The sequence below is a fragment of the Dyella sp. 05T440 genome (assembly GCF_056395965.1).
On the sequence record NZ_JBFTKN010000001.1, the window covers coordinates 310,322 to 328,789 of the forward strand.

19 protein-coding genes are annotated in these 18,468 nt (G+C 64.6%); 8 read left to right on the forward strand and 11 right to left on the reverse strand.

Annotated elements, in window-relative coordinates:
• Window positions 1-93 precede the first annotated feature (93 nt).
• Window positions 94-1,713, forward strand: a complete 1,620-nt coding sequence (locus AC1DE1_RS01250) for a glycoside hydrolase family 17 protein (RefSeq protein WP_441605214.1) — start codon at window positions 94-96, stop codon at window positions 1,711-1,713.
• On the opposite strand, the gene AC1DE1_RS01255 is transcribed toward AC1DE1_RS01250, so the two are convergent.
• The 5 genes from AC1DE1_RS01255 to AC1DE1_RS01275 form a co-directional block, all read right to left on the reverse strand.
• Complete coding sequence (locus AC1DE1_RS01255; RefSeq protein ID WP_441605215.1) at window positions 1,612-2,061, reverse strand: hypothetical protein; 450 nt, start codon at window positions 2,059-2,061, stop codon at window positions 1,612-1,614. The two genes, AC1DE1_RS01250 and AC1DE1_RS01255, sit on opposite strands and share 102 nt — an antisense overlap.
• Window positions 2,058-2,867 carry an endonuclease/exonuclease/phosphatase family protein gene (locus AC1DE1_RS01260; RefSeq protein ID WP_441605216.1) on the reverse strand — a complete coding sequence of 270 codons (810 nt, stop codon included), beginning with the start codon at window positions 2,865-2,867 and terminating at the stop codon, window positions 2,058-2,060. Before AC1DE1_RS01260 ends, AC1DE1_RS01255 begins: the two co-directional genes overlap by 4 nt.
• Window positions 2,868-2,992: 125 nt before the next feature.
• The gene (locus tag AC1DE1_RS01265) at window positions 2,993-3,649 is read right to left on the reverse strand and encodes a thiol:disulfide interchange protein DsbA/DsbL (RefSeq protein ID WP_441605217.1); all 657 of its coding nucleotides are present in this window, start codon (window positions 3,647-3,649) and stop codon (window positions 2,993-2,995) included.
• Between the two features lie 48 nt (window positions 3,650-3,697).
• Window positions 3,698-4,564: a thiol:disulfide interchange protein DsbA/DsbL gene (locus tag AC1DE1_RS01270; RefSeq protein ID WP_441605218.1), complete on the reverse strand. Its 867-nt coding sequence runs from the start codon at window positions 4,562-4,564 to the stop codon at window positions 3,698-3,700.
• A 69-nt stretch (window positions 4,565-4,633) separates the two neighbouring features.
• A complete protein-coding gene (locus tag AC1DE1_RS01275) occupies window positions 4,634-5,428 on the reverse strand; it encodes a c-type cytochrome (RefSeq protein WP_441605219.1) in 795 nt (264 codons plus the stop codon).
• A 110-nt stretch (window positions 5,429-5,538) separates the two neighbouring features.
• On the opposite strand from AC1DE1_RS01275, the gene yihA reads away from it, so the two are divergent.
• On the forward strand, window positions 5,539-6,174 hold the full coding sequence (gene yihA / locus AC1DE1_RS01280; protein ID WP_046972401.1) for a ribosome biogenesis GTP-binding protein YihA/YsxC: 636 nt from the start codon (window positions 5,539-5,541) through the stop codon (window positions 6,172-6,174).
• Window positions 6,175-6,213: 39 nt separating this feature from the next.
• Here the strand turns inward: yihA and AC1DE1_RS01285 are convergent, their stop codons facing one another.
• Complete coding sequence (locus tag AC1DE1_RS01285; RefSeq protein WP_441605220.1) at window positions 6,214-6,708, reverse strand: GAF domain-containing protein; 495 nt, start codon at window positions 6,706-6,708, stop codon at window positions 6,214-6,216.
• A gap of 122 nt (window positions 6,709-6,830) precedes the next feature.
• Here AC1DE1_RS01285 and bioD point away from each other — a divergent pair, with 122 nt between their 5' ends.
• From bioD to dcp, 3 genes are all read left to right on the forward strand, one after another.
• A complete protein-coding gene (gene bioD / locus AC1DE1_RS01290) occupies window positions 6,831-7,502 on the forward strand; it encodes a dethiobiotin synthase (RefSeq protein ID WP_441605221.1) in 672 nt (223 codons plus the stop codon).
• A 52-nt stretch (window positions 7,503-7,554) separates the two neighbouring features.
• Window positions 7,555-7,905 (forward strand): hypothetical protein, encoded by a 351-nt coding sequence (locus AC1DE1_RS01295; RefSeq protein ID WP_441605222.1) that lies wholly within the window; start codon window positions 7,555-7,557, stop codon window positions 7,903-7,905.
• Between the two features lie 135 nt (window positions 7,906-8,040).
• Window positions 8,041-10,251, forward strand: a complete 2,211-nt coding sequence (gene dcp, locus AC1DE1_RS01300) for a peptidyl-dipeptidase Dcp (protein ID WP_441605223.1) — start codon at window positions 8,041-8,043, stop codon at window positions 10,249-10,251.
• Between the two features lie 107 nt (window positions 10,252-10,358).
• On the opposite strand, the gene AC1DE1_RS01305 is transcribed toward dcp, so the two are convergent.
• Window positions 10,359-11,357 carry a TolB family protein gene (locus AC1DE1_RS01305; RefSeq protein WP_477178835.1) on the reverse strand — a complete coding sequence of 333 codons (999 nt, stop codon included), beginning with the start codon at window positions 11,355-11,357 and terminating at the stop codon, window positions 10,359-10,361.
• A gap of 236 nt (window positions 11,358-11,593) precedes the next feature.
• Here AC1DE1_RS01305 and AC1DE1_RS01310 point away from each other — a divergent pair, with 236 nt between their 5' ends.
• Together AC1DE1_RS01310 and AC1DE1_RS01315 are read left to right on the forward strand one after the other, a co-directional pair.
• Window positions 11,594-12,148: a hypothetical protein gene (locus tag AC1DE1_RS01310; protein WP_441605225.1), complete on the forward strand. Its 555-nt coding sequence runs from the start codon at window positions 11,594-11,596 to the stop codon at window positions 12,146-12,148.
• Between the two features lie 106 nt (window positions 12,149-12,254).
• Complete coding sequence (locus tag AC1DE1_RS01315; RefSeq protein ID WP_441605226.1) at window positions 12,255-12,917, forward strand: hypothetical protein; 663 nt, start codon at window positions 12,255-12,257, stop codon at window positions 12,915-12,917.
• 6 nt (window positions 12,918-12,923) lie between these two features.
• On the opposite strand, the gene AC1DE1_RS01320 is transcribed toward AC1DE1_RS01315, so the two are convergent.
• Together AC1DE1_RS01320 and AC1DE1_RS01325 are read right to left on the reverse strand one after the other, a co-directional pair.
• Window positions 12,924-13,712, reverse strand: coding sequence for a LytR/AlgR family response regulator transcription factor (locus tag AC1DE1_RS01320; protein WP_441605227.1), 789 nt, complete (start codon window positions 13,710-13,712; stop codon window positions 12,924-12,926).
• Window positions 13,709-14,824, reverse strand: coding sequence for a sensor histidine kinase (locus AC1DE1_RS01325; protein ID WP_441605228.1), 1,116 nt, complete (start codon window positions 14,822-14,824; stop codon window positions 13,709-13,711). The genes AC1DE1_RS01320 and AC1DE1_RS01325 overlap by 4 nt, the downstream gene beginning before the upstream one ends.
• 205 nt (window positions 14,825-15,029) lie before the next feature.
• Between AC1DE1_RS01325 and AC1DE1_RS01330 the strand changes: the two genes are divergently transcribed.
• The gene (locus tag AC1DE1_RS01330) at window positions 15,030-15,446 is read left to right on the forward strand and encodes a hypothetical protein (RefSeq protein ID WP_441605229.1); all 417 of its coding nucleotides are present in this window, start codon (window positions 15,030-15,032) and stop codon (window positions 15,444-15,446) included.
• A 66-nt stretch (window positions 15,447-15,512) separates the two neighbouring features.
• Here AC1DE1_RS01330 and AC1DE1_RS01335 read toward each other — a convergent pair whose 3' ends face one another.
• Together AC1DE1_RS01335 and AC1DE1_RS01340 are read right to left on the reverse strand one after the other, a co-directional pair.
• Window positions 15,513-16,880, reverse strand: coding sequence for a glutamate--cysteine ligase (locus tag AC1DE1_RS01335; RefSeq protein WP_441605230.1), 1,368 nt, complete (start codon window positions 16,878-16,880; stop codon window positions 15,513-15,515).
• A 111-nt stretch (window positions 16,881-16,991) separates the two neighbouring features.
• Complete coding sequence (locus AC1DE1_RS01340) at window positions 16,992-18,392, reverse strand: sensor histidine kinase (RefSeq protein ID WP_441605231.1); 1,401 nt, start codon at window positions 18,390-18,392, stop codon at window positions 16,992-16,994.
• Window positions 18,393-18,468: the final 76 nt, after the last annotated feature.

Sequence of the window (18,468 nt, forward strand, 5' to 3'; positions counted from 1 at the left end):
TGCCCGCGCACATGGCGAGGGCGCAGCCCCTGTTAGAATTCGCCACCCACGAGGCGCCGCATCCGGCGCTTGAGCCACGCTCTTAGGAAGCGCATGTCGCCATCGCCCTCGCCGTCATCCCGTGTTGCCCCGCTGGCATGGTTGATCCTCGTCGTGGCCACCCTGTCAGGCGCCGCGTGGTGGTGGCAGATTGGACGCCCGGTGGCGCTGCCGGATGCGCCGACCGCACGCATCGCCTGCGTGTCCTATGCACCGTTCCGCAAGCCGGGCGAGACGCCGCTCGATCCGCATGCCTTTGTCAGCCCCGAGCGTATCGACGCGGATCTGAAGGCATTGTCCGAGCGCTTCGATTGCGTGCGCACGTATTCGCAGGGCTTTGGCTTGAACGCTGTGCCCGCGATCGCCCAGAAATACGGCATGAAGGTGCTGATGGGCATCTGGCTGGGCCGCGATCTCGCGCTCAACGACCGCGAAGTGACGATGGGCATCGCCACCGCGAAGGCGTATCCGCAGGTGATCCGCGGCGTGATCGTCGGCAACGAAGTGCTGCTGCGCGGCGAGCAATCGCCCGAAGCGATCGCCGCCTACATCACGCGCGTGCGCAGCGCGCTGCAGGATGTGCACGTGCCGGTCACCTATGCCGATGTGTGGGAGTTCTGGCTGCGCTATCCGCAGATGGCCAACGTGGTCGACTACATCACCATCCACATTCTCCCGTACTGGGAGGACGATCCGGTGCCGCCGCAGGATGCACTCAAGCATGTCGCGGACGTCTATGCGCAGATGAAGGCGCACTTCTCCGGTCGTGCCGTGATGATTGGCGAGACCGGCTGGCCGAGCCAGGGCCGTCCGCGCCGCGAGGCGAGTGCGAGCCTGGTGAACGAGGCGCGTTATCTGCGCGAATTCCTGCTCTATGCCGGCAGCGTGGACATGCCGTACAACGTGATCGAAGCGTTCGACCAGCCGTGGAAGCGCGATCAGGAAGGCACGGTCGGCGGCTATTGGGGCATTTTCGATGTCAATGCAAAGCCCAAGTTCAGCATGCAGGGACCGGTGGTCGAGGAGCCGAACTGGATCGCCGGCTGGTTCGCCGGTGTGGCAGGTGCCGTGTTGTTTTTGCTGTCGGGCATCTGGCGTCGCGGCTTGGCCAATACGCGCAGTCGCGTTGCGCTGATCCTCGCTGGCTTCGCCACCGCCACGTCGATTGCATGGCAGGGCCGTCGCATGCTGTTCGATTGCCGCAACCAGCTGGAATGGGTGTTTTCCGGCCTGCTTTGCGCGCTGGCCCTGCTTTCGGCCGTCTATCTGGCGCGCCGCATCGCTGCACGACTGGCCGGCGCGGCCATCCAGTTGCCGGATCGCCGCGTGCGTTTCCTGTGGATGTTCGGCTTGGCCTTCTACGACTTGCTGCTGGTCTTCGACGGCCGCTATCGCGATTTCCCGCTGGGCCTGTTCTGGCCGCCGGCGGTGGGCTTCATGATTGCGGCGTTGATGGAATCGGCCGACAACTGCGTGGTGCCGATCATCGAGGAGCGCTTCATGGCCTGCCTGCTGCCGTTGCTCGCTGCCGTGGTGGTGGCGCAGGAGATCGGGCTCAACCCGTCGACCTGGCTATGGCTGGCCGTGAACTTCGCGACCGCCGGTGCGGTGATGATCGAATGGCGCCGCGCCGCCCGACTGCAGACGTACCAGCCGCAGGCAACCCACCAGTAACGCGAACGCACCCGGCGCAAAACAGTAGAGCACCACGGCGACCACGCCGGTCGCCGCGGAAAGCCAGGCCGCGAACGGGTGCTTCCAGGCCAGTGCGAGTACGGCGGCGGCCAGTGCCACCCAGCCGTAGATGCCCATCTGATAGCTGTAGCTGGCAGACATGCGCAGCGGTGCCAATACAAATCCCATCACCGCGGCATGGCGCGCATCGCAGGTCAGCGAGCGCGCGGTGTCGCACAGGTGCGCCACGTCGACCGACTCGACCAGGCCATAACGCAGCGCATACGCAAGCGCGCCGAGCAGGATCAGCGTCAACCAGGGCAGGGTCAGCAGTACAGCGCGTTTCATCGACGGATCCGGTGCAGGCGTGGGGTGATATGGCTGGGCAAGCGGATCTCGGCCGCTATGGGTAGATGATCGGAGAACGCCTGCGGCAGCGCCCACACTTTGTCGAGCTGGATCTTCTCGGAGGTGAGGATGTGATCGAGCGCGCGACGCGGCTTCCAGCTGGGAAACGTCGGCGTCGATTGATCGGGCGGCACCAGGCTGGACTTGGCGAACAGGTGCTTCATCTCCGCGCTGCGCGCTTCGGTATTGAGATCGCCCATCAGCACGGCATGCGGGAAATCCTGCAGCACTTCGGCAATGAAGCCCAGCTGCTTCGCACGTGCCGGTGCGCTGAGCGAGAGGTGCGCGATCATCACGGCGAGCGCATCGTCGCCGTCGCCAAAACGCGCGAGCAAGGCGCCGCGGCCGGGAATGCGGCTGGGCAGCGGATAGTCGAGCACGCTGCTGGGTTCGAGCCGGCTGATCAACCCGTTCGCCGAATGCGCCAGCCGCGCCATCGGGCGATTGGGCTGATGACTCCAGAACGGCATGCCGGCCGCTTCGGCCAGGTAGCGCGTCTGATTGAGAAAGCCCGAACGCAGGCTGCCGGCGTCCGCTTCCTGCAGGCCGATCAGGTCGAACTGCGGCAGTACTTCGGCGAGGCGGTCGAGGTTGTCCAGTTTGCTGCGGCCCGGCAGCACGGCATTGAGGCTGCGCGTGACGTATTCGCTGTAACGCTGCACGCTGGCGCCAGCCAGGATATTGCAGCTGAGCAGACGCAAACGGCGTTCGGTGGCCGGGGCGGGAGTGGGTTCGGCACGCTTCATCGGGCGGAAAGGGTAGTCGCAAAAGGGTGAACGCCGCCATCGTGGCGGCGATCAGACTGGAGACAGACCCTGAGCATGCCCGGTCGGTTGTGAACGCGGGGAAAGTTCCGCGTCGCCGCCGGGGCTTACTTGGCGCCGCTGAGGTCGCGCTTGGCCAGCCACTGGGCGACGGCGGACAGTTCGGCCAGGGTCTTCACATTGGCAGTGCGGTACTTGCCGTCGACGACGATGGTCGGCGTGCCGTCCACCTGCCACTGCTTGACCAGCTCGGCATCCTTGCGGATCTGCTGGGTCACCTCGTCGGAACTGGCGATGCGCATGAACTCCTCGCGCTTCGCGCCATGCATGGCGTAGAAATCGGCCAGCTCATCGAGGGTGGAGATCGGGTAGTGGTCGTCGAACTTGGCCTTGAACAGCTCCAGGTGCGTCTGTTCCAGCACGCCCAGCTTCTTGGCGGCGTAATAGGCACGGGCAAACGGCAGCCATTCGTCGCTGAACACGGCCGGCATCAGCTTGAACGTCACGCCGGCCGGCAGCTGCTTGCGCATCTGCTCGGCGATCGGCGCGAAATGCGCGCAGTGGATGCAGCCGTAGGAGAACACTTCGACCACTTCGACCTTGCCCTCATTGCTGAGGCGGTGCGCCGGTGCCGGCAGCGTCACGTACTCGGTGCCCTCGGTATAGGGCGCGGCATCGTTGGAGCCGGTGGCGGTGCACGCCGTGGCCAGCAACAGGCCGGCGATCAGGCTGAAGGCGCGCAGGGAGGCAAAACGCTTGAACATGGGGCGGGTCTCGTCGAATGGCGTCAGGTGGATGTCGATGCGCGCGGCTTACTTGCCTGCGGCTTCCTTGGACACCAGCCACTTGGCGAGTTCCACTGCCTGCTCATAACCGCCGGCCGAACGCGCGGTGAAACGGTACTTGCCGTCGACCACGATGGTCGGGGTTTCTTCCACGCCATAGGCCTTGAGCATTTCGTCGGCGCGCTTGACCTTGGTGTTGATGGCAAACGAGTTGGCCACAGCGGCGAATTCTTTCGGATCGGCCCCGAACTTTGCGTAGACCTTGGCGGCGTCGTCGATGGTGGGCAGCGCCGAAGCGGGCTTGAGGCCGGTGCCCTGCATGGCGCTCAGCTCCTGCGACTTCCACACGGCGTCGTACATCGCGTCATTGGCCTTGTCGGCCACGCCCAGCGCCTGCGCGGTGAGGAAGGCGCGCTGCAGCATCGGCCAGTTTTCCTGCGGCATGAAGGAGGCCGGCAGATAAGCCACGGCGGCGCTGGCGGGCAGCTCCTGCACCAGCTTGTTCATGGTGGGATGGAACTGGTTGCACGCCGGGCAGCCGTAGGAGAACACCTCGGTCACTTCGATCTTGTCGGTGCTGCTGACCTTGGCCTGCGCCGGTTCGATGCGGAAGTAGTGCTTGCCTTCCACCCACTTGCCATCGTCCACGAACGGCGTGGCCGCTGCGGCGGGCGCCGCCGGAGCCTGCGCGGTGGTGCTGGCAGCCGCCGGAGCGGCGGCGGTGCTGGCGGCGGCCGGAGCCGCGGTGGTTGCGGCAGCAGCCGGCTGGGCGGCGGGCGCGGTGGCTGCCGGAGCCGGGGTCGGCTGCGGTGCCTGGCTGGCGTTGTCGTTGTTGTTGCTGCAGGCGGCGAGCGCGAGCAGGGCGGCACACAGGAACGACAGACGCTTCAGCATGGTGATCCTCAATACAGAGTCTTGGCTCGGAACGGACACGCCGGCCCATGGCCGGCGTGTCATAGACATTTACTTGGCGGCAGAAGTGCCCGCGCCTTCGGCGGCATGCAGGCCTTCGACGTAGCTGGCGATCGCGGCAATGTCCTTGGCGTCCAGCTTGGCGGCGATGCCCGGCATGATCTGCGAGTGGGCGTCGTCACCCCACACGGTGCCGTCGTGCCAGGCCTTGAGCGTGGCTTCGATGTACTGCGCATGCTGGCTGGTGAGCTGCGGGTACATCGCGCCCGGATTGCCGCGGCCATCGATGCTGTGGCACGCCATGCAGGCAGGCACACCCTTGGTGCTGTCGCCCTGGCGGTAGAGCTGCTCGCCGCGCTCGACCAGTGCCTGGTCAGCCACGCCCGGCAGCGAGGTCTTGCTGGCGAAGTAGGCGCCGATGTCGCGCATGTCCTGCTCGGACAGCGGTGCCACCATGCCCATCATGATCGGGTTCTGGCGCTTGCCGGACTTGAAGCTGTTGAGCTGGTGGACGATGTACGCCTCGCTCTGGCCAGCCAGCTTGGGATACTGCGGATCGGCGGAATTGCCGTCGATGCCGTGGCAGGCGCCACACGCGGCCGACTTGCCCTGGCCTGCGGTGGCATCGCCGGGCTTCACGGCGGCAGTCGCCTCAGCCGGCTTGGCGGCGGCTTCAGCAGCAGCGGCGGCAGGTGCCGTGGCGGCTGCGGCCGGCTTGGCGGCGGTGGTTGCGGGCGCCGGATTCTTGGCTTCCTGCGCCAGGATTGCTCCGGAAGACAACGCAAAGACGAGGACTACGGCATAACGAACAACAGCGGGCCGAAAACCGGCAGGCCGAAAACTCATACACTTGTCTCCCGAAAAACTGCTATGGCTGCACGGTTCGCGCTGGCCAGCGCGTCCGCAACTGGCAGAAACTACCGGATTATCTCTGCGCCACCATAGCCGGTCAAACCATGTCCAATCCATTGCAAGGCGCCCAGTTCGTACTGGCTGCCCACCGAATTTCTCAACTTCCGACCGACAGCGGCGCGGAGGTGGCGTTTGCGGGTCGCTCCAATGCCGGCAAGTCGAGCGCGCTCAATACCTTGACTGCGCATCGCGGTCTGGCGCGTACGTCGAAAACACCAGGTCGAACCCAGCAGATGGTGGCGTTCTCGCTGCCACCGCAGACCCTCGGCGAGGGCCCGGACGCGCTGCCGGCGCGGCTAATTGACCTACCCGGCTATGGCTACGCCAAGGTGCCCGAGGCCTTGCGCGAGCACTGGAAGCAGGAAATCGATGCCTATCTGCATCAGCGTCGCAGCCTGCGCGGAGTGGTGCTGATCACCGATATTCGCCATCCGCTCAAGGACTTCGATCGGATGATGCTGGAGTTTTGCTTCGCCACCCACCTGCCTTGCCACGTGTTGCTGACCAAGGCGGACAAATTGTCGCGGAGCGCGGCGGCACAGGCGCTGATGGCGCTTCGCAAGGTGTTGTCGGCCAGCGAAACCCAGGCCACGGCGCAGATTTTTTCCTCGCAGACGCCCACCGGCGTGGAGGAAGCGCGCGATATGGTGATGACGCTGCTCAATACGCCGCGAGAGTAAGCAACGCGCCGGACACCCGGCGCGAGCTTTTCGGCAAGCTCAGCGCTTGTCGACGGCGGCCATGAAGATCGCGCACAGCGCCTCCATGCCGGCGCGGTCGTCCTCGTCGAAGCGGGCGATGGACGGGCTGTCTACATCCCACACGCCAAACAGGCTGCCGTCGTCGCGCACCAGCGGCACCACGATTTCCGATTGCGAGGCGGCGTCGCAGGCGATATGGCCATCGAACGCATTCACGTCGCGCACCACCTGTGTCTGGCGCGTCTGCGCCGCGGTGCCGCACACGCCGCGGCCGAGCGCGATGCGGATGCAGGCCGGTTTGCCCTGGAACGGACCGACGACCAGTTCGGTGCCGTCATACAGGTAGAAACCGCTCCAGTTGAAGTCGGGCAGGCTGTGATAGATCAGCGCGGCGAAATTGGCGGCGTTGGCGATCACGTCGGGCTCGCCTTCCAGCAGCCCGCGGGCCTGGGCGCACAGATCTTCGTATTGTTCGCGCTTGCTGGCGTAGGCCTGCGTCTTCACTTCGTACATCGATCGACTCCTGTGGCGCCCGTGGATCGCGGGGATCTGTCCAGGCGGGCCGCCGTAAAGCACGTATTATGCGCCTGCCGGGCGGCACGGGAATGCCGGGCGCGACCATTCAGGGGATGGCTATGTCGACACTGTTTATTGCAGGCACCGACACGGGTGTCGGTAAGACCCATGCCACCTGCACGCTGCTGCATCTGCTGCGCAGTCGCGGCAATCAGGCCTGCGGCATGAAGCCGGTGGCCAGCGGTTGCGTGGAGACGCCGCAGGGCTTGCGCAACGACGACGCGCTCGCATTGCAGGCGGCCAGCAGTTCGCCGATGCCTTACGAATGGATCAATCCGGTGGCCTTGCGCGAGCCCTTGTCGCCCCACCTGGCGGCGGCGCACGAGGGCGTCGAGATCCGTCTCGCGCCGCTCTACGAGGCCTTCGAGCGTCTGCGTGGCATGCATGACGATGTGCTGGTGGAAGGCGTCGGTGGCTGGCTGGTGCCGCTGTCGCGCAGCCTGCTGGCGTCGGATATTCCACGTCAATGGCAGTTGCCGGTGGTGCTGGTGGTGGGCCTGCGGCTGGGCTGCATCAATCACGCCTTGCTGTCCGCACGCGCGATCGCCACCGATGGCTGCCGCCTGGTGGGCTGGATCGGCAACCAGATCGATCCGGACATGGACGCCGTCGACGAAAATATCGCCACTTTGCGCCACCACCTGCCGGCGCCCTGCCTGGGCATCCTGCCGTATGGCGTGGCACCGTCCGCCGCCGCCGCTCATCTGGATCTCACACTGGTCTTGGAATGACGTTCACATGGTCCGTGCTTGGATGTACGGGCCATCACCGCAGGAGGCACCCATGGCCATACGCAGCCACTTCTATCTTTCGGTCGCCGACCTCGCCCATGCGCGCGGGCCGGTCGCCACGCTGAGCTATGACGGAGCCGGTCCCAACGATCTCGCTGCTGCGGTGCAGAACGCCATGCGCAGCACCGATCTATTCGAGCGCTGGCGTGCCATGCAGGATGAGCCGGACGATGTGGACCCGGCGCTGGGCGCAATCGACCCGCAGGCCACGGCCAGCGCGCGGGTCAGCGACCTGCACATCGACATGGATCTCATCACCGACCTGCCGATGAGCATCGTGCGGCAGCGCCTCAACCTGCTGATCGGCAACAGCTGGCAGCTGCGCGACATGCGCAAGGCCTGACGCGGCCGCCCCATGCTGCGGTTGCGTCATCGCCGCCGCGTACGGTCCAACGACCCAGTACTTCCAGCCCTTGGCACCCGTGCCGGGCTGTGGTTAGTCTCGGCGTCCGTTTGTCTGTTTCCATGGGGAACCCCGATGCTTCGTCTTCGCACGCTTGTCATAGCCACGTCCATTGCGCTCGCCGCCTGCTCGCAGCAGTCGAACGAGCAGGCCTCGCAGCCCGCGCCCGCTCCCGCCAGCACCGCGCCGGCCAAGGCTTCCACGGTCGCCGCACCCGGCGGCGAAGTGAGTGCGGTCAATCCGTTCCTCGAGCCCAGCACCCTGCCGTTCGAGGCCCCGCCGTTCGACAAGATCAAGGACGGCGACTACAAGCCGGCCTTCGAAGAAGGCATGAAGCAGCACCTTGCGGAGATCGAAAAGATCGCCGACAACACGGATGCGCCGACCTTCGAGAACACCTTCGTCCCGATGGAGAAGTCGGGCCGGCTGATGCAGCGCGTGATGCAGGCGTTCAACGCCGTCAGCGGCGCCAACACCAATGAAACCCTGCAGAAAGTGCAGGAAGAAGAAGCGCCCAAGCTCGCCGAGCACCAGGACGCGATCTTCATGAACGACAAGCTGTTCAAGCGCATCCAGACGGTCTACGACCAGCGCGATACGCTCAAGCTCGATCCGGAATCCAAGCGCCTGGTCGAAGTGACCTATCGCAACTTCGTGCATGGCGGCGCCAAGCTGTCCGATGCCGACAAGGCCAAGCTCAAGGACCTCAACAAGGAAGAGTCCACGCTGAGCACGCAGTTCACCAACAAGCTGCTCGCCGCCACCAAGGCCGGTGCGCTGGTGGTGGACGACAAGAGCAAGCTTGACGGCCTGTCCGATGGCGACATCGGTGCCGCGGTGGAAGCGGCCAAGGCGCGCAAGCTCGACGGCAAGTGGGTGGTGCCGCTGCAGAACACCACGCAGCAGCCGGCGCTGCAGAGCCTCAATGATCGCGCCACGCGCGAGCAGCTGTTCAAGAACTCCTGGGATCGCGCCGAGAAGGGCGACGCCAACGACACGCGCGACATGATCGCCCGCATCGCGCAGATCCGCGCCGAGCAGGGCAAGCTGCTGGGCTTCTCCAGCTACGCCGCTTGGAAACTGGAAGACCAGATGGCCAAGACGCCGGAAGCGGCGATCACCTTCATGGACAAGCTGGCCCCGGCGGCCACGGCACGCGCCGAGCGCGAGGCCAAGGACATCCAGGACGTGATCGACCAGCAGAAGGGTGGCTTCAAGGTCGAGGCATGGGACTGGAACCACTACTCCGAGCAGGTGCGCAAGGCCAAGTACGACCTGGACGAGTCGCAGATCAAGCCGTACTTCGAGCTGGACAACGTGCTGCAGAACGGCGTGTTCTACGCCGCCAACCAGCTCTACGGGCTGACCTTCAAGGAGCGCAAGGACATCCCCGTCTGGCAGCCTGACGTGCGCGTGTTCGAAGTGTTCGACAAGGACGGCACCTCGATGGCGCTGTTCTATTGCGACTACTACAAGCGCGACAACAAGAACGGCGGCGCCTGGATGAGCAACCTGGTCGACCAGTCCAAGCTGCTGGGCACCAAGCCGGTGATCTTCAACGTCGCCAACTTCACCAAGCCGGCACCGGGCCAGCCGGCCCTGCTGTCGTTTGACGACGTGATCACCATGTTCCACGAGTTCGGCCACGGCCTGCATGGCATCTTTGCCAATACGCAGTACCCGAGCCTGTCGGGCGCCAACACCGCGCGCGACTTCGTGGAATTCCCGTCGCAGTTCAACGAGCACTGGGCCACCGATCCGAAGATCTTCGCCAACTACGCGAAGAACTATCAGACCAAGGAGCCGATGCCGCAGGAACTGGTCGAGAAGCTCAAGAAGGCCAAGACCTTCAACAAGGGCTACGACATGACCGAACTGGTCGGCGCCGCGCTGCTCGACATGAGCTGGCACAGCCTGAGCGCCGATGCGCCCAAGCAGGATCCGGACAAGTTCGAGATGGATGCGCTCACCAAGGCCAAGATCAACCTGAGCTACGTGCCGCCGCGCTACCGCTCCAGCTACTTCCAGCACATCTGGGGCAACGGCTACGCCGCCGGTTACTACGCCTACCTGTGGACCGAAATGCTGGCCGACGACGCCTTCCAGGGCTTTGTCGACAAGGGCGGCATGACCCGCGAGAACGGTGATCGCTTCCGCGCGATGATCCTCTCGCAGGGCAACACGCAGGATCTGGCCACGCTCTACAAGAACTGGCGCGGCAAGGACCCGAGCATCGAGCCGATGCTGCTCAACCGTGGTCTGAAGGAAGCGCCGCAGAAGAAGTAACACCTTCTTCGTGGTGAATCGAGAAAGGGCCGGTTATGCCGGCCCTTTTTTTGTGCGGCGAATTCAGAGGCGGTGAATCGTGGCGGTCTTTCCACTTCTCCGTGAGATCAGTACGCGCGATCAACCACCGCTTGCGTGATGCGCATCCGCCACGGTGCCAGCGACACGGACCAGATGTTGTCGTTGCCGTTGTCCCATTGCATGCGGGCGATGTCGTCCTGCGCCTGCTGCGGCGTGCGCGGATAGTGCACGGGGATCGAACGCGTGCTGCTGAAGTAGAGCGTGCGATGGTCGGGGCCAAGGTGCGAGCCCCACGGGCTCTTTACGTTGATGTCCTTGCCCAGGTCGGTCGGCTTGCCCCAGCCGTCGCCTTCGCGGAACGCGATGTAGAGGCGATCCGGATCGTCCTTGCCGGTGAAGTTCGCGTCGAACACGATGAACGATTCATCGGGCGCGACGGCAGGATCGAGCTTGTGCGCCGATGCTTCGCCCAGCATCACCGGCACTGGGGGCATGTAGGTACCGTTGCGGTATTGCGAACGGAACAGGCGGAAATCGCCATCCTCTGCGGGACGCTGGAAATACACGCTGCCATCGGCCACCACGCTGGGCGCATAGGTGCGTGAACTGCTGTTCACCGCATCCGGCAGGCGCACCGGTGCTCCCCACGCGTTGCCCTTGCGCTCGACGCGCCACAGATGTCCGCCGGAACCCGGCTGCACCTTGCCATTGGCCATCACCGCATCGAGCGGCTTGCCATCTTCCGCATCAGGGCGGTTCGAGGAGAAGATCAGGAACGTCCCATCCGGCGACATCGCCGGATCGTGATCCAGCCACTGCCCCGAGAACGGCGCCACCGTCGGAGCACTCCAGATCCCGTTGACACGATGCGACACCATGATGGCTGCATTGGGCCAATGGATGCGATCAAAGAAGACCGTGTTGCCGTCGGGCGTGAAGGCAGCGGAATCTTCGTTGGCAGGACCTGATACGACGCCAGGTGCGAACACCTGCGGTACGTCAAGAACGGTGGTTTGCGCAGAAGCTTTGGCCACCAGGCCGGTGACGCAACAGGCCGCGCACAGCACGCCGACTACACGCTTCATTTCACCGATCCTTCTGTCAGGAATGGAACGAGCTACTGACGCACTTCCGTCGCCACGTCATTCTTGCGCTCACGATCTGGCCAAAGGACGTGCTTGAAGTCATGCGGGCGGGACGCCTTGGTGCTCGTCAAGCATTGTCACAAGAGCAACTGTCCGGCAATGTCTTGTCACCCGGCAGGTACTTCGTCGATCACGGACAAGGGGATGGCATGAGACAGCGGATGCAAGGATGGGGTGTGGCTCTTCTGGTCCTGTTGGCGACCACGTCAGTAGCCAAAGCGGCCTCGTTCGACGGCTTGCCGCCGTGGCAATTCCAGATGACGCCCGATCAGGTGACGGCATTTGCCGATTTCGGTCCCTATAAGTCTTTTCGCAACGGCGACCTTGAGACGTTCGCCGGCGTGTATCAGGGGCACAAGGAGAACGTGCAGTTCTTCTTCCGTAACGGGCGCCTGGCCCGGATCGGGATCTATCTTTACGAGGGTCAGGACGCGAAGGCGGCTGCACAAGTGTGGCTGAGGACTTACCAGCAAATGAAGGCCGAGTTCGGAGCCATGGAGCTGCCCTGGCTCAAGACCACGACACCGGCGGCTGGGTTGCCGGTAGAAGCGTTGGCGGCGGCAGCTGGCGCCAATGCCGAAGCTACCGGCAAATCGCAGATGGCACCGGTCGTGCAGCCCGCAGACAAGTTTGTGTATGCCAATTTCTTCCGGAGCGATGTCCAGGGGCATGCGTTCTATTTCGTGACCGTTTTCTACGATCCGCCGCATCACGGCGCCACCGGCAGCTGACGAGACCGCGGGCCGCATGACCGAAGGCAGACGCTGCTGTCACGCCCGGGCCGTCATAAGCCTTCCGTGAATCGAGATCATCGGCGAGCACTAGCGGAGCGGGCCCATGCGTAACCTGGATTTCAGTTCCTGGCATGCCGTGTTGTCGACCGTGGTCGGGCTGGCGTTGATCACGCTGATCATGGTCGGCGTGCGGCTGCTGGCCATGCATACCGTGCAGAAGCGGCGCGAGCGCGAGAATCGCCAGATCAACGAACGGTTGCGCACGTTGATCGCGGCGTACAAGACGCTGGGCGGCTCGTTCACTGGCGATCTCTCGGTGGACCCCACGCATCTGCGCGACCTGCGCCAGGCCGGAGTGTTGGCGGAAGGCGAGTCCCCCGGCACTGCCGTGCAGCGTTCCGATCGTTCGCGGCGCATGCGCGATGCGGTGGAGGCGGCCTTGTCCGACATCATCTTGCTGGGCACGGAGCAGCAGGTGGCACTGGCCGCGCGTGCCGCCACGGAGCTGTCAGAGGGGCGCCCCACGCACACCGCCGAACTGGTCGTGTCCCTGCGCGATTTCATCCGCAAGGTGCTGGATCTCGAAGCGGTGCCGGCCAATCTGGTCATTCCGAAGCAGGGGCCGACGCGCGTATCCGGGACACGCGGCAAGGGCGAGGCCAAAGGCGAGGGCGGCGCTAAGGGCGCCAGTGGCGGGATGGGTGCAGGCATGGGTGGTATGGGTGGCCACGCCAGCTTCGACAGCGACGACCATGCCCACCACTGAAACGGTTTAGTCGCTCTGACGGACGTCCCGCGTCGATACCAGCCGCAAAAAGGCTTCGTGCTGGTAGCGGCTCATGCGCAGCTTCTGGCCGGTATCCATGGTGACGACATGGTGACCGTTGAACCACGGATGGATCGCCTGCACGCGCCGCGTGTTGATGATGGCCGAGCGATGCACGCGCGCGAAATGGCGTGGATCGAGGCGTGCCGCGAGTGCCGTCATCGTTTCGCGCATTTCGTGGACGCCGTCGGCGAGATGCAACAAAACGGTGTTGCCGCTGGCCTTGATCCACACGATGTCGTCCACGTCGACGAAGCGGATCTGCTCGTCGATGCGCACAGGCAGTCGTTGCAGGTAACTATCGCGCTGCTTGAGCGTGTCGAGCGCCTGCATGATCCGCTCGAGCGAGGGTTCACCCTGCGTGCCGCGAGTGGCCAGACGTTGCTTGACGCGTAGCAGGGTCTGGGCGAATCGCTCGCGGCTGAAGGGCTTCACCAGGTAGTCGACGGCGTTGGCTTCGAATGCGCGCACGGCGTACTGCTCGTATGCCGTCACGAACACGGTAGCCGGCATCTGCGCAACGCCGATGGCCGCAACCACGTCCAGCCCGGCGAGGGCCGGCATCTGCATATCGAGGAACACCAGGTCGGGCGCATGCTGGCGAATGGCTTGCACCGCCGACTCGCCGTCGCCGCATTCGGCCAGCAAGATGATGTCGGGATCATCCTTCAACAGGCGCACGATGGCGCGCCGCGCGATCGGTTCGTCGTCCACCACCAGCGTGGCGATGCTCATGCGGTCACCACTTCGGGCGACTCGTCCGGTTCCTCGATCTCGCGAAATGGCAGGCGAAGGCGGCAGATCACCCCTTGCGGCCAGATCATTTCCAGACGCACATGTGCGTCGTCGCCATAAAGCTCGCGCAGGCGCAGCGCGGTATTGGACAAACCAATGCCATGCCCCGACCTGGGCGAGGCGCCTGTCTCCAGCGTGCTGTTGCGGTTGCGCACATCGATGCACAAGCTGTCGCCATCGCGGCGGGCTTCGATCTCGACGCAGTCCACCCCGATGCGCTCGCCGATGCCATGGCGGATCGCGTTCTCCACGATGGGCTGCAGGATCAGGCTGGGCACCGCGCATTGCAGCGTGTCCGGGCTCACATAGATCTGCGTGGTGAGCCTGTCCTTGAAGCGCGTCCGCTGGATGCCAAGGTAAAGATCAAGCAGGACCAGTTCGCGTCGCAGGCTGATCTCCTGGCCGTCGTAGTCTTCCAGAAAAGCGCGCAGCAGATCGCTCAGGCGCAGCAGCATGTCTTCGGCCGACAGCGCATCCTCATCGAGCAGGGTGGCGATGGCATGCAGCGTGTTGAACAGGAAATGCGGCTGCAATTGCGACTTGAGTGCACGCAGGCGCGACTGCGCCAGTTCCGCGGTGAGCTTGCTCGCTTCAAGTTCGCGACGGGATTTCTCGGCGTGGAAAGCCATCGCCTGCTGGATCGCGAACAGCGCCCAATAAGTGAGCAGCCCGGTGGCGAAGTGCTGGCCTACGAAATACCACAGCTGTTGCGTGAAGCCGCTGGGTTCGAACAGGGTCGAGACCAGGGCGCCGATCACCATCGCCAGCATGGTCACGCCCATGCTCAACGGCGCCTGCTTGCCCAGGCCGCGCAGGCGCAGCGGCGCACGAATCGGGTAGCGCTCGGCCAGGCGGAACACCCAGGGCGCCAGCGCGGCCCACGTATACCACTGCACCATGCCCCAGCGGGTGTAATCCCACAGCGACCAAATGTGATGATCGTCCACGATGTCGCGCAGCAGTTCCTGCGCGCCGAACACGGCAGCCACGGCCGTCCAGAGGCCGAGATAGTGCCAAAGGCCAATGGTCGCGTTGCCGAGCCGCACCTTCATCGCCGTGTATCCGAATGGATCGTGGAACCATCTTAGGCGTCTGATTCCATGGAGAGAAGCACGGCGGGCAATCACTACGATTCGTCATCGCGTAACGACGATTCGTCCCGGATCGCTTCCACGAAACGGCCGCAAAGGCGTCCGATGCGGTCGTTCGCCACGGGAAAGTGGATGGCGAACGCCCATTCCTGCCGGAGTAGCAGCCATGCATGTCCCCCGTCTTGTCGCACCCTTGTTGTTAGTCGGCGCCATGCTCGTCAGCTTGGCCGCGTGTGCAACGCCTGCGGGTACACAAGCTGAGTCGCGGCGTCCGCTGCGCGTCGTCAACGCCACCTTCGATGGCGTGACTGCGCTGGCCATCGCGCCCAGTGGGAGCGCCGACTTCCAGAACATCACGCTGGCGCAACCGCTGCCTGGTGGTCAGGCGTCCATCCTGGTCGATGTACCGCCCGGCACATGCCATCGCGATGTGCGCGTGACCTTCCGTGGCGACCGCAGCCTGCTTTATCGGAATCTGGATGTATGCCGCCACGATGGTCTGCGGCTGGCGGTGGGAAGTACACGTACGGGTCGTTCAACACCGCTCAAGAGCGACGACGCCCAAATGGCGGGATCGCCCTGACGCTCATGCCGATGCAAAGAGCCCCGCACGATGGCGGGGCTCTTGTGGTTTTGCCGTGCGCTACGCTCAATAAGCGAATTCGCGGAACACCGGATCGACGCTGCCGTTCCATGGGCCGTTGAACAGTTCGAGCTTGCGCTCGGCCGGCGTCTGGTTCGCTTCGACGATCTCGATCATCGGCTCCAGGAAGATGCTTTCGTCCGCACCGCTCTTGTTGAGGCGCGCACGACGCTTGAGGCCATGCGAGGCGATCTTCAGCGTTTCAGCGGCCAGCTCGCGCACGCTGTGCGAACGGAAGGGCAGCTTCAAAGCCTGGCGCGGTACGCCGTCACGCAACGCGTGGCGTTCCTCGCGGCTGAAGTCCTTGACCAGGTCCCAGGCGGCATCGAGGGCTTCATCGTCGTAAAGCAGGCCAACCCACAGCGCGGGCAGGGCGCACAGGCGGTTCCACGGGCCACCATCGGCGCCGCGCATTTCCAGGTACTGCTTCAGGCGCACTTCCGGGAACGCGGTGGTGAGGTGATCGGCCCAGTCCTTCATGGTGGCGTGCACGCCCGGCACTGCCGGCAGTTCACCGGCCATGAAGCGCTTGAAGTCCTGGCCGGACAGGTCGATGTACTGGCCGTTCTGGTAGCTGAAGTACATCGGCACATCGAGCATGTAGTCGACGTAGCGCTCGTAGCCGAAGCCGTCCTGGAAGACGAAGTCGAGCATGCCGGTGCGATGGGGATCGGTGTCTTCCCACACGTGCGAACGGTAGGAGAGGTAGCCGTTTGGACGTCCCTCGGTGAACGGCGAATCGGCGAACAGCGCGGTGGCAATCGGCTGCAGCGCCAGGCTGGTGCGGAACTTGCGCACCATGTCCGCTTCGCTGGCAAAGTCCAGGTTCACCTGCACGGTGCAGGTGCGCGTCATCATGTCCAGGCCGAGGTTGCCGACCTTGGGCATGTACTCGCGCATGATCTTGTAGCGGCCCTTGGGCATCCACGGCATTTCGTCGCGGCGCCACTTGGGCTGGAAGCCCATGCCGAGGAAGCCGATGCCCAGGTCCTCGGCGATCGAACGGACTTCCTTGAGGTGCGAATTGACCTCGCTGCAGGTGTCGTGGATGGTCTCCAGCGGCGCGCCGGAAAGCTCCAGCTGACCGGCCGGCTCCAGCGTGATCGACGCCTTGTCGCGCGACAGCGCCACCGGGTTGTCGCCTTCGCGCGCCACGTCCCAGCCGTAGCGCGTGGCCAGGGTTTCCAGCAGGACGCGGATGCCGCGGTCACCGTCGAAGGTGGGCGGGCGCAGGGTGTCGGTGAGGAAGCCGAATTTCTCGTGCTCCGTACCGATGCGCCAGGCATCACGCGGTTTTTCACCCGCAGCCAGGTAGTCGGTGAGTTGCTGGCGGCTGCCGATGGGCGTGCTCTTGACGGCACTGGGTATGGACACGGGGAACTCCTTGCGAGGGTGCCACCACTCTGGGGGTGACGCATCCTAATTCAAAGTGCCGATTATCCGAACTTTTGAAATTAGGGCGCCCTGACCAGGATCAGCGCGTCCTTAAGCGACGGCAGGGAAGTCGATGCGCATCCGTGCCCCCCGCCCGGAAGACCCATCGAGGATACTCAATTGGGCGCCATGCACACGTGACACTTCGTCCACGATGGCCAGGCCCAGGCCGCAGCCATCGGCGCTGCTGCCCGCGCTGCGGTAGAAGCGCTCGCGGACCTTCTGCCGCTCCTCGGGGGCAATGCCGACGCCGCTGTCGTCCACTTCCAGGAACGGACGGCCATGCTCCACGCCGCAGCGGATGGTGATGTTGCCGCCGACCGGTGTGTGGCGGATGGCATTGTCGATCAGGTTGTTGAGTACCTCATGCAGCAGCCAGTACACGCCGGTGACCTGCACCGGGCGGCTGTCGGCGCCCAGGTCGATGCCGCGGGCCAGGGCGCGGTCCAGCGAGCTGTCGATCACTTCGCCGATCAGCCGCGGCAAGTCGACCGCAGTGAAATGACTGGCGCGATGCGCCGATGGTTCGGCACGCGCCAAGGTCAGCAGCTGGTTGGCCGTGTGGGCAAGGCGATCCACGCCACCCTGCAGCAGCTTGATGCGTTCCTGCAGCGGCGTGTCGGCCGTTTCGCGGGTCAGCACTTCGAGCTGGGCCTTCAGTCCGGTCAGCGGTGTGCGCAGCTGGTGCGCGGCATTCGCAAGGAAATGCTGCTGCGAAAGCACCGAGTCGCGTACGCGCCCGAGCAGGGAGTTCAGCGACACGACCAGCGGCAACACTTCAGTGGGCACACCGTCGGTCGGCAACTGGTTCAAGGCCACCGCCGGGCGCCCGGCAATCTGCCGGCTCAGCCGCTGCAGCGGCCGCAGGGCAATGCGGATGCCGACCAGGGCGATGATCAGCACCGCCGCCATCTGCAAGGTGTCGTTGATCAGGAAGGCCACGTCCAGGCGATGCACGGCGCGGTCGCGACGTGCGGGCGTTTCGGCCACGGTGACCACCAGCGGCTCGCCGGTTTCGCTGGTGCGGTAGCTGGCCAGCCGAAAGTCTTCGGCGCGGAAGGTGATGTTGGTGTAGCTGAAACCGTCTTCCGACTGGCTGTCCGGTGCCACCGGCAATTCCGGCGAACCGGCGATGGTAGTGCCGTCGGGCAGGCTGACGCGATAGAAGAAGTGCTCATCGGGCATCGCGCGCAGCGGCGGCGGCGGATGCGAAGGCAGTGCCACGTCGAGCTTGCCGCCGGCACCCGGATGAATGCGCGCAACGATGGCCAGCGCCGAGCGCGACAGCGAATGATCGAAGGCGTTGTGGATCGGGCTGACGATCACATGGTGATCAACCGCCACACCCGCGACCAGCAGCAACAGCAGCGGCGCGAGCAGATAACTCAGCAGTCGCCGGTGCACGCTGGTCGGGCGGCTGGCCTGCTCTGATTGCTTGAAATTGGGTGTCACCGAACCGGCCCCGCGGGTGATATCGAGAAAGCGCAGGGGTCGTGGAAGTGGCCTGATCCAGGCGATGCACTTCCTT

Excerpts from the sequence above, each read along its gene's own strand:
- AC1DE1_RS01250 (WP_441605214.1), top strand. The coding sequence starts at position 94 with ATGTCGCCATCGCCCTCGCCGTCATCCCGTGTTGCCCCGCTGGCATGG.
- AC1DE1_RS01255 (WP_441605215.1), bottom strand. The coding sequence starts at position 2,061 with ATGAAACGCGCTGTACTGCTGACCCTGCCCTGGTTGACGCTGATCCTG.
- AC1DE1_RS01260 (WP_441605216.1), bottom strand. The coding sequence starts at position 2,867 with ATGAAGCGTGCCGAACCCACTCCCGCCCCGGCCACCGAACGCCGTTTG.
- AC1DE1_RS01265 (WP_441605217.1), bottom strand. The coding sequence starts at position 3,649 with ATGTTCAAGCGTTTTGCCTCCCTGCGCGCCTTCAGCCTGATCGCCGGC.
- AC1DE1_RS01270 (WP_441605218.1), bottom strand. The coding sequence starts at position 4,564 with ATGCTGAAGCGTCTGTCGTTCCTGTGTGCCGCCCTGCTCGCGCTCGCC.
- AC1DE1_RS01275 (WP_441605219.1), bottom strand. The coding sequence starts at position 5,428 with ATGAGTTTTCGGCCTGCCGGTTTTCGGCCCGCTGTTGTTCGTTATGCC.
- yihA (WP_046972401.1), top strand. The coding sequence starts at position 5,539 with ATGTCCAATCCATTGCAAGGCGCCCAGTTCGTACTGGCTGCCCACCGA.
- AC1DE1_RS01285 (WP_441605220.1), bottom strand. The coding sequence starts at position 6,708 with ATGTACGAAGTGAAGACGCAGGCCTACGCCAGCAAGCGCGAACAATAC.
- bioD (WP_441605221.1), top strand. The coding sequence starts at position 6,831 with ATGTCGACACTGTTTATTGCAGGCACCGACACGGGTGTCGGTAAGACC.
- AC1DE1_RS01295 (WP_441605222.1), top strand. The coding sequence starts at position 7,555 with ATGGCCATACGCAGCCACTTCTATCTTTCGGTCGCCGACCTCGCCCAT.
- dcp (WP_441605223.1), top strand. The coding sequence starts at position 8,041 with ATGCTTCGTCTTCGCACGCTTGTCATAGCCACGTCCATTGCGCTCGCC.
- AC1DE1_RS01305 (WP_477178835.1), bottom strand. The coding sequence starts at position 11,357 with ATGAAGCGTGTAGTCGGCGTGCTGTGCGCGGCCTGTTGCGTCACCGGC.
- AC1DE1_RS01315 (WP_441605226.1), top strand. The coding sequence starts at position 12,255 with ATGCGTAACCTGGATTTCAGTTCCTGGCATGCCGTGTTGTCGACCGTG.
- AC1DE1_RS01320 (WP_441605227.1), bottom strand. The coding sequence starts at position 13,712 with ATGAGCATCGCCACGCTGGTGGTGGACGACGAACCGATCGCGCGGCGC.
- AC1DE1_RS01325 (WP_441605228.1), bottom strand. The coding sequence starts at position 14,824 with ATGAAGGTGCGGCTCGGCAACGCGACCATTGGCCTTTGGCACTATCTC.
- AC1DE1_RS01330 (WP_441605229.1), top strand. The coding sequence starts at position 15,030 with ATGCATGTCCCCCGTCTTGTCGCACCCTTGTTGTTAGTCGGCGCCATG.